This window comes from Pseudomonas sp. 34 E 7, from assembly GCF_900005715.1.
Classification (GTDB): domain Bacteria; phylum Pseudomonadota; class Gammaproteobacteria; order Pseudomonadales; family Pseudomonadaceae; genus Aquipseudomonas; species Aquipseudomonas orientalis_A.
Map to the genome: position 1 here is coordinate 58,586 of NZ_CVTX01000172.1, position 5,687 is coordinate 64,272.

The following is a 5,687-nucleotide window of genomic DNA, read 5'->3' on the forward strand; positions in this document are numbered from 1 at the left end:
CCGGCGTCCTGCCGGGTTACCCACGGATTCAAGCCTGCGTTCGGCCAGCGTGGTTTAACGGGGCGCCTAGGATCAAAAGCAGATCAAGATCAAGGTCAAGAGCGACTCGCTTCGCATCGTGGTTACGGTTGAGCGCTACAGAGTTGTGTAGATACCTATGGCTATCGGGGGCAAGCCCTCTCCCACATTGGTGGTATTTCAATCTGTTAACGGTGCGTGGCAATCCAGATCAACAGCCCCGCCTGAAACACGGTAAATGCCACCAGGCAGGTGATGGTAAAGCGCAGCCCGCTGTCCTCGCGTTTGAACTTGAGCACCTTTTCCTCTTCCTTGCGCAGCTTCACTTCCTGCTCGGCCAGGTTCTGCTCGGCCTGTTGCAGCATCTGCGCAGCTTCGAGGATTTCCACGAATTGCACTTTCTCGGTGTTCCAGCTGTCCAGTACATCGCTGACTTTGCCCGGCTGTACGTTGCCCTTGAGGTGTTGCACGTCGGCATAGGCCACGTCAAAACCCTGGACGCGCAGGAAGTGATCGCGGCGCAGGCGCGTGGCTTCGTTGAGCGCGTCCTTGTTGGCCAGGTCGACGCCATCGACGCGGTAGTGTGACCACTTCTTCTTGGCCCATGCGGCGGCCTGGGCCACCAGGAAGCGGCCGAGGCCACGGTTGGCCGGTTCGATTTCCAGGCTGTTGCCCGGGCCGAAGTGCACGCGATGTTTATCGTGGTCCACCCAGATATCCAGGGTGTTCTGCTCGCGCCGAACGCGCTGGCCGGGCAACTGGATGACCAGGCGCAACAGGCTGTGATGCGAATCATGGCGCTCGGCGTAACCGAACTGTACAAACCGCAAGGGCCGCGCGCCGGTCGCACGGTCGATGGCCAACGGGGCGAGGCGCAGCATCTTGAAATGTTCGGCGTGTACGTCCGCCCAAGGCAGCGCCGCCGCAGCGGCGGCCTCGGCTTCAGCCGGGATGTCAGCGGTGGGTTCGGGTGTTGCTTCGGTGGTTGTCATGCGGCGCGATCCTGTCCAAGCCCTGCGAGCCGACAGTCTTTTTACTGTCGACTCTGGGCTTATCGGCCGTTTTCTCCAGGACTGGAGGCCAATGGCCGCTTAACGGGGTGCAAGTCCGTCGATAAAGCGCACTATCCGCTCGCCCAACTCGGCCGCAAGGGGCAATTTCGGATCGTTGTAGGACGCCAGTTGCTGCTTGACGTTGTTGGGCACGATGCGCATCACGTGGTTCATGCCTTCGATCACGGTCAACTGTGCGTCGGGCTTGGCCTTTTTCAATTGCCGTGCATCGTCCACGCCGACCTGTATGTCGTTGGTGCCCTGGATGATCAGGGCCGGCATGCTCAAGCGCGCAAAGGCTGCCGAGGGATCGGCGCGAAACAGGCTGATCAGATAGGGCTGCACGCTGGGTCGGAAAATACCTTCGAGTGGGCGCGGCACATCGTCATCCACCTGGCCGGCCTTGAGGTGGTCGAGAATGTCGTTGCTACGCAGCAACAGCGCCGGTGGCAGGTGATCGGCCAGTTGCTGGCGAATCACCTGGTCGACCGGGCGGGCGCTGCCGGACAAGGAAATCACCCCGGCCGGATTCAACTGCGGCGCAGCGAGGGCGGCAACCAGCGCGCCTTCGCTGTGGCCCAGCACAATCAACGGGCCCATGCGCTTGTCAGCCTTGAGCAACGTGCCCCAGGCCACGGCGTCGGCCACGTAGGCGTCGAGGGTCAGGTTGCGTTCATCCGGGGTCGCGGCAAGGCTGGCGGCCACGCCGCGTTTGTCATAGCGCACGCTGGCGATATTGTGCCGGGCGAGCACCCAGGCCAGGCGCTTGAGGCTGTCGTTGCGCGCGCCGTCGGCGCTGTTGCCGTTGCGGTCGGTGGGACCTGAACCGGCGATGATCAGCACCACCGGCACGGGTTGGTCGGACTGCGGCAACAGCAGCGAGCCAAACAGCTCGCCGCTGCCGGTGTCCAGGCTGATGGGCCGTTGCAGCACGACGGGGGAGGCGGCCTGGGCCGCGACGGTAAACAGGGTGAGGGTGAACAGCAGAACTCGCAGCATCATCGCGCCATCATTGGAGAGGTGCCGGTTGGACCAATGTCTACCGGTAAGGTTTCGAGGATGAACTAGTCGGTTAGCCTGCGTATACTGGCCGCCTTAAGTTATTACGGTTGACTTGATTCAACTGATTTCACGGAGCGCTCCGCATGTCCGGCAACACCTTCGGCAAGCTGTTCACAGTCACCACCGCGGGCGAAAGCCATGGCCCGGCGTTGGTCGCCATTGTCGACGGCTGCCCGCCCGGCCTCGAGCTGTCTGTGCAAGACCTGCAGCGTGATCTGGACCGCCGCAAGCCCGGCACCAGCCGCCATACCACCCAGCGCCAGGAACCCGACGAAGTCGAGATTCTCTCCGGGGTGTTCGAAGGCCGCACCACCGGCTGCGCCATCGGCCTGCTGATCCGTAATACCGACCAGAAGTCCAAGGACTACTCGGCGATCAAGGACCTGTTTCGCCCGGCCCATGCCGACTACACCTACCATCACAAATACGGCGAGCGCGACTACCGTGGCGGCGGCCGCAGTTCGGCCCGTGAAACCGCGATGCGCGTGGCGGCCGGTGCCATCGCCAAGAAATACCTGGCGGCCCAGGGCATCGTCATTCGTGGCTACATGAGCCAGCTCGGCCCGATTGAGATCCCGTTCAAGACCTGGGACAGCATCGAAGACAACGCCTTCTTCTGCCCCGACCCGGACAAGGTGCCGGAGCTGGAAGCCTACATGGACCAGCTGCGCCGCGACCAGGACTCGGTCGGTGCGAAGATCACCGTTGTGGCCGAGGGCGTGAAGCCGGGCCTGGGCGAGCCGATCTTCGACCGTCTCGACGCCGAACTGGCCCACGCGCTGATGAGCATCAACGCGGTCAAGGGCGTGGAAATCGGTGCCGGTTTCGCCTGCGTGGCCCAGCGCGGCACCGAGCATCGCGATGAGATGACCCCGCAGGGGTTTCTCAGCAACAACGCCGGCGGCATCCTCGGTGGCATCTCCTCGGGCCAGCCGATCGTTGCGCACCTGGCGCTCAAGGCCACATCGAGCATCACCACGCCGGGCCGCTCGATCGATGTGCACGGCAACCCGGTCGACGTGATTACCAAGGGCCGCCACGACCCGTGCGTCGGCATCCGCGCCACACCCATTGCCGAGGCGATGATGGCTATCGTGCTGATGGACCACCTGCTGCGCAATCGTGGTCAGAATGCCGATGTGCAGGTGAGTACGCCGGTGCTGGGCCAGCTGTGACGGGCTGACAGTGACAGCCCTCCCTTATTGGCGCCTCTCCAGTTTCTACCTGTTCTACTTCGCCCTGCTCGGGGCGACGGCGCCGTTCCTGGCGCTGTATTTCGATCACTTGGGCTTCTCCAGCGCGCGTATTGGCGAGCTGGTGGCCATTCCCATGCTGATGCGTTGCGTGGCGCCCAACCTCTGGGGCTGGCTGGGCGACTACACCGGCCGCCGCCTGGCCATCGTGCGGTTCGGCGCGGTGTGCACGCTGTTGAGTTTCTCGTTGATTTTCGTCAGCAAAACCTACGCCTGGCTGGCCCTGGTCATGGCCCTGCATGCGTTCTTCTGGCACGCGGTGCTGCCGCAGTTCGAAGTGATCACCCTGGCTCATCTGCAGCGCCAGACGGCGCGCTACAGCCAGATCCGCCTGTGGGGCTCCATCGGCTTTATCCTTACCGTCGTGATCATGGGCCGGCTGTTCGACTGGCTGAGCGTGGACATCTACCCGGTGGTGGTCGTGGTGATCATGGCCGGTATCATCGGCGCCAGCCTGTGGGTGCCGAATGCGCAGCCCGCCAACCACGGCCAACGTCTGGCCGGGGACGGCTTTGTGCGGCAGTTACGCAACCCCGGCGTGCTGGCGTTCTATGCCTGTGTGGCATTGATGCAGATGAGCCATGGCCCCTATTACACCTTTCTCACTCTGCACCTTGAACACCTGGGCTACAGCCGTGGCGTGATCGGTTTGCTGTGGGCCCTAGGGGTGGTGGCGGAGGTCCTGATGTTCCTGGCCATGAGCCGCATCCTCTCGCGCTTTTCGGTGCGCCGGGTGTTGCTGGCCAGTTTCCTGCTGGCGGCACTGCGCTGGCTGCTGCTCGGCGCATTTGCCGAATTTTTCTGGGTGCTGCTGCTGGCGCAAGTGCTGCATGCCGCCACGTTCGGCAGTTTCCATGCGGCGGCCATCGCCTTCGTGCAGCGCAGTTTTGGTGATCGCCAGCAAGGCCAGGGCCAGGCGCTTTACGCCGCGCTGTCCGGCACCGGCGGTGCGCTGGGCGCGCTGTATGCCGGTTACAGCTGGAACCTGCTGGGCCCCACGCTGACGTTCAGTATTGCCAGCATCGCGGCCCTGGCTGCCGCCGTTATCATTGGCCTTCGATTGCAAGAGCCGAACCAAGGAACCGTGCAATGAGCTATGTCGCCGTCTATGACCTCGCTACACCGGACACCCCGAACAAAGTGCTGACCCACTTCGACGACATTCAGTCGACCCTGGCCGAACACGGCGTGCGCTTTGCACGCTGGCAGCCCGGCACACTCGAAAAGGGCGCCGACGAGGCGCAACTGATTGCGGCGTATCAGCCGCAGATCGACGCGCTCGGCTACGCGCGTGCCGAGGTGCTCAGCGTGACCGGTGCTGACTCCAAAGAAGTGCTGCAGGCCGAACGCCTGGATGAGCACACCTGTGCTGAAGACCAGGCGCGATTCTTCATCGCTGGCCAGGGGCTGTGCTCGTTGCGCATTGGCAAGTATGTCTACGGCGTGCGGTGTGAGAAGAACGATCTGCTGATCGTGCCTGCCGAGATGCCCCATTGGTTCGACATGGGCGAGCATCCTTATTGTGTGATGCTGCATTTGTTCAACACCGTCGAGGGCGCGGTGCCGACGTTGACCGGCAGTGACATCGCCCGTGACGCTGGCAAATTGGACGACTAAGACAAATCTTTTAAATGTTCAACCCGGGCAAGTTGGAATTTGCTGTGGGAAGAAGCCTAATTCCATGTAGGGCTTGGCTGTTTAGCCTCGGCCTTGCTCTCTCATTGCTCAGGTTGTGTAACTCTCGCTTTGTTCAATGTTCATGGCGCCTGTCAATAGGAAGAATCCGAAGGGTGACAGCGCATCGGCATATAAAAAGGAGAGAGCAATGAGTCGCCCAGAGGAGATGTCTCACCCGTTGGAAATCGTGCCGACGGCCATCAGAAGACGCTTGAGTCTGCTCGGCAAACCCCTCACCCGGACGGAACTGGAGATTCTGCGATGGGCCTCCGAGGGCAAGACCATTTGGGAGATGAGCAGGATTCGCTGCACCTCGGAGGCCACGGTTAAATTCCATCTGCGCAATATCTACGGCAAGCTCGATGTGAATAACCGGGTGCAGGCGATGAATGAGGCGACGCGTCAGGGACTGTGCTGATGGCATAAAAAAGGGCCGCGAGCTCGCCGGCGTACAAGGATCGTTCCCACGCTCCGCGTGGGAATGCCGCCGAGGAGGCTCTGCGTCCTGCTTTCAACGCAACATCCGGCAATTGCGCAATGGTGACGCGGAGCGTCACGGGATGCATTCCCACGCGGAGCGAGGGAACGATCATCTCAGCGAAAGACTTGCCGCGACGCTCAGTCA

Annotated in this window: 6 protein-coding genes; 4 read left to right on the top strand and 2 right to left on the bottom strand. The window is 62.2% G+C overall.

The window, feature by feature from the left end:
* Positions 1 to 206: 206 nt before the first annotated feature.
* The gene (locus tag BFP96_RS23605; protein ID WP_065894016.1) at positions 207 to 1,010 is read right to left on the bottom strand and encodes a hypothetical protein; all 804 of its coding nucleotides are present in this window, start codon (positions 1,008 to 1,010) and stop codon (positions 207 to 209) included.
* 99 nt (positions 1,011 to 1,109) lie between these two features.
* A complete protein-coding gene (locus BFP96_RS23610; protein ID WP_065937114.1) occupies positions 1,110 to 2,072 on the bottom strand; it encodes an alpha/beta hydrolase in 963 nt (320 codons plus the stop codon).
* Positions 2,073 to 2,215: 143 nt separating this feature from the next.
* On the opposite strand from BFP96_RS23610, the gene aroC reads away from it, so the two are divergent.
* The 4 genes from aroC to BFP96_RS23630 all read left to right on the top strand — a co-directional run bounded on the left by aroC (position 2,216) and on the right by BFP96_RS23630 (position 5,480).
* Positions 2,216 to 3,307, top strand: a complete 1,092-nt coding sequence (gene aroC / locus BFP96_RS23615) for a chorismate synthase (protein WP_065937115.1) — start codon at positions 2,216 to 2,218, stop codon at positions 3,305 to 3,307.
* Positions 3,308 to 3,317: 10 nt separating this feature from the next.
* Positions 3,318 to 4,478, top strand: coding sequence for an MFS transporter (locus BFP96_RS23620; protein WP_065937116.1), 1,161 nt, complete (start codon positions 3,318 to 3,320; stop codon positions 4,476 to 4,478).
* Positions 4,475 to 5,002 (top strand): acireductone dioxygenase, encoded by a 528-nt coding sequence (locus BFP96_RS23625; RefSeq protein ID WP_065898432.1) that lies wholly within the window; start codon positions 4,475 to 4,477, stop codon positions 5,000 to 5,002. Before BFP96_RS23620 ends, BFP96_RS23625 begins: the two co-directional genes overlap by 4 nt.
* Positions 5,003 to 5,210: 208 nt before the next feature.
* Complete coding sequence (locus tag BFP96_RS23630; protein WP_065887968.1) at positions 5,211 to 5,480, top strand: response regulator transcription factor; 270 nt, start codon at positions 5,211 to 5,213, stop codon at positions 5,478 to 5,480.
* The last annotated feature ends 207 nt before the right edge of the window (positions 5,481 to 5,687 follow it).

What these genes read in the sequence shown, in the direction of transcription:
- BFP96_RS23630 (WP_065887968.1), top strand. Translation starts at nt 5,211, where the DNA reads ATGAGTCGCCCAGAGGAGATGTCTCACCCGTTGGAAATCGTGCCGACG.
- BFP96_RS23610 (WP_065937114.1), bottom strand. Translation starts at nt 2,072, where the DNA reads ATGATGCTGCGAGTTCTGCTGTTCACCCTCACCCTGTTTACCGTCGCG.
- aroC (WP_065937115.1), top strand. Translation starts at nt 2,216, where the DNA reads ATGTCCGGCAACACCTTCGGCAAGCTGTTCACAGTCACCACCGCGGGC.
- BFP96_RS23625 (WP_065898432.1), top strand. Translation starts at nt 4,475, where the DNA reads ATGAGCTATGTCGCCGTCTATGACCTCGCTACACCGGACACCCCGAAC.
- BFP96_RS23605 (WP_065894016.1), bottom strand. Translation starts at nt 1,010, where the DNA reads ATGACAACCACCGAAGCAACACCCGAACCCACCGCTGACATCCCGGCT.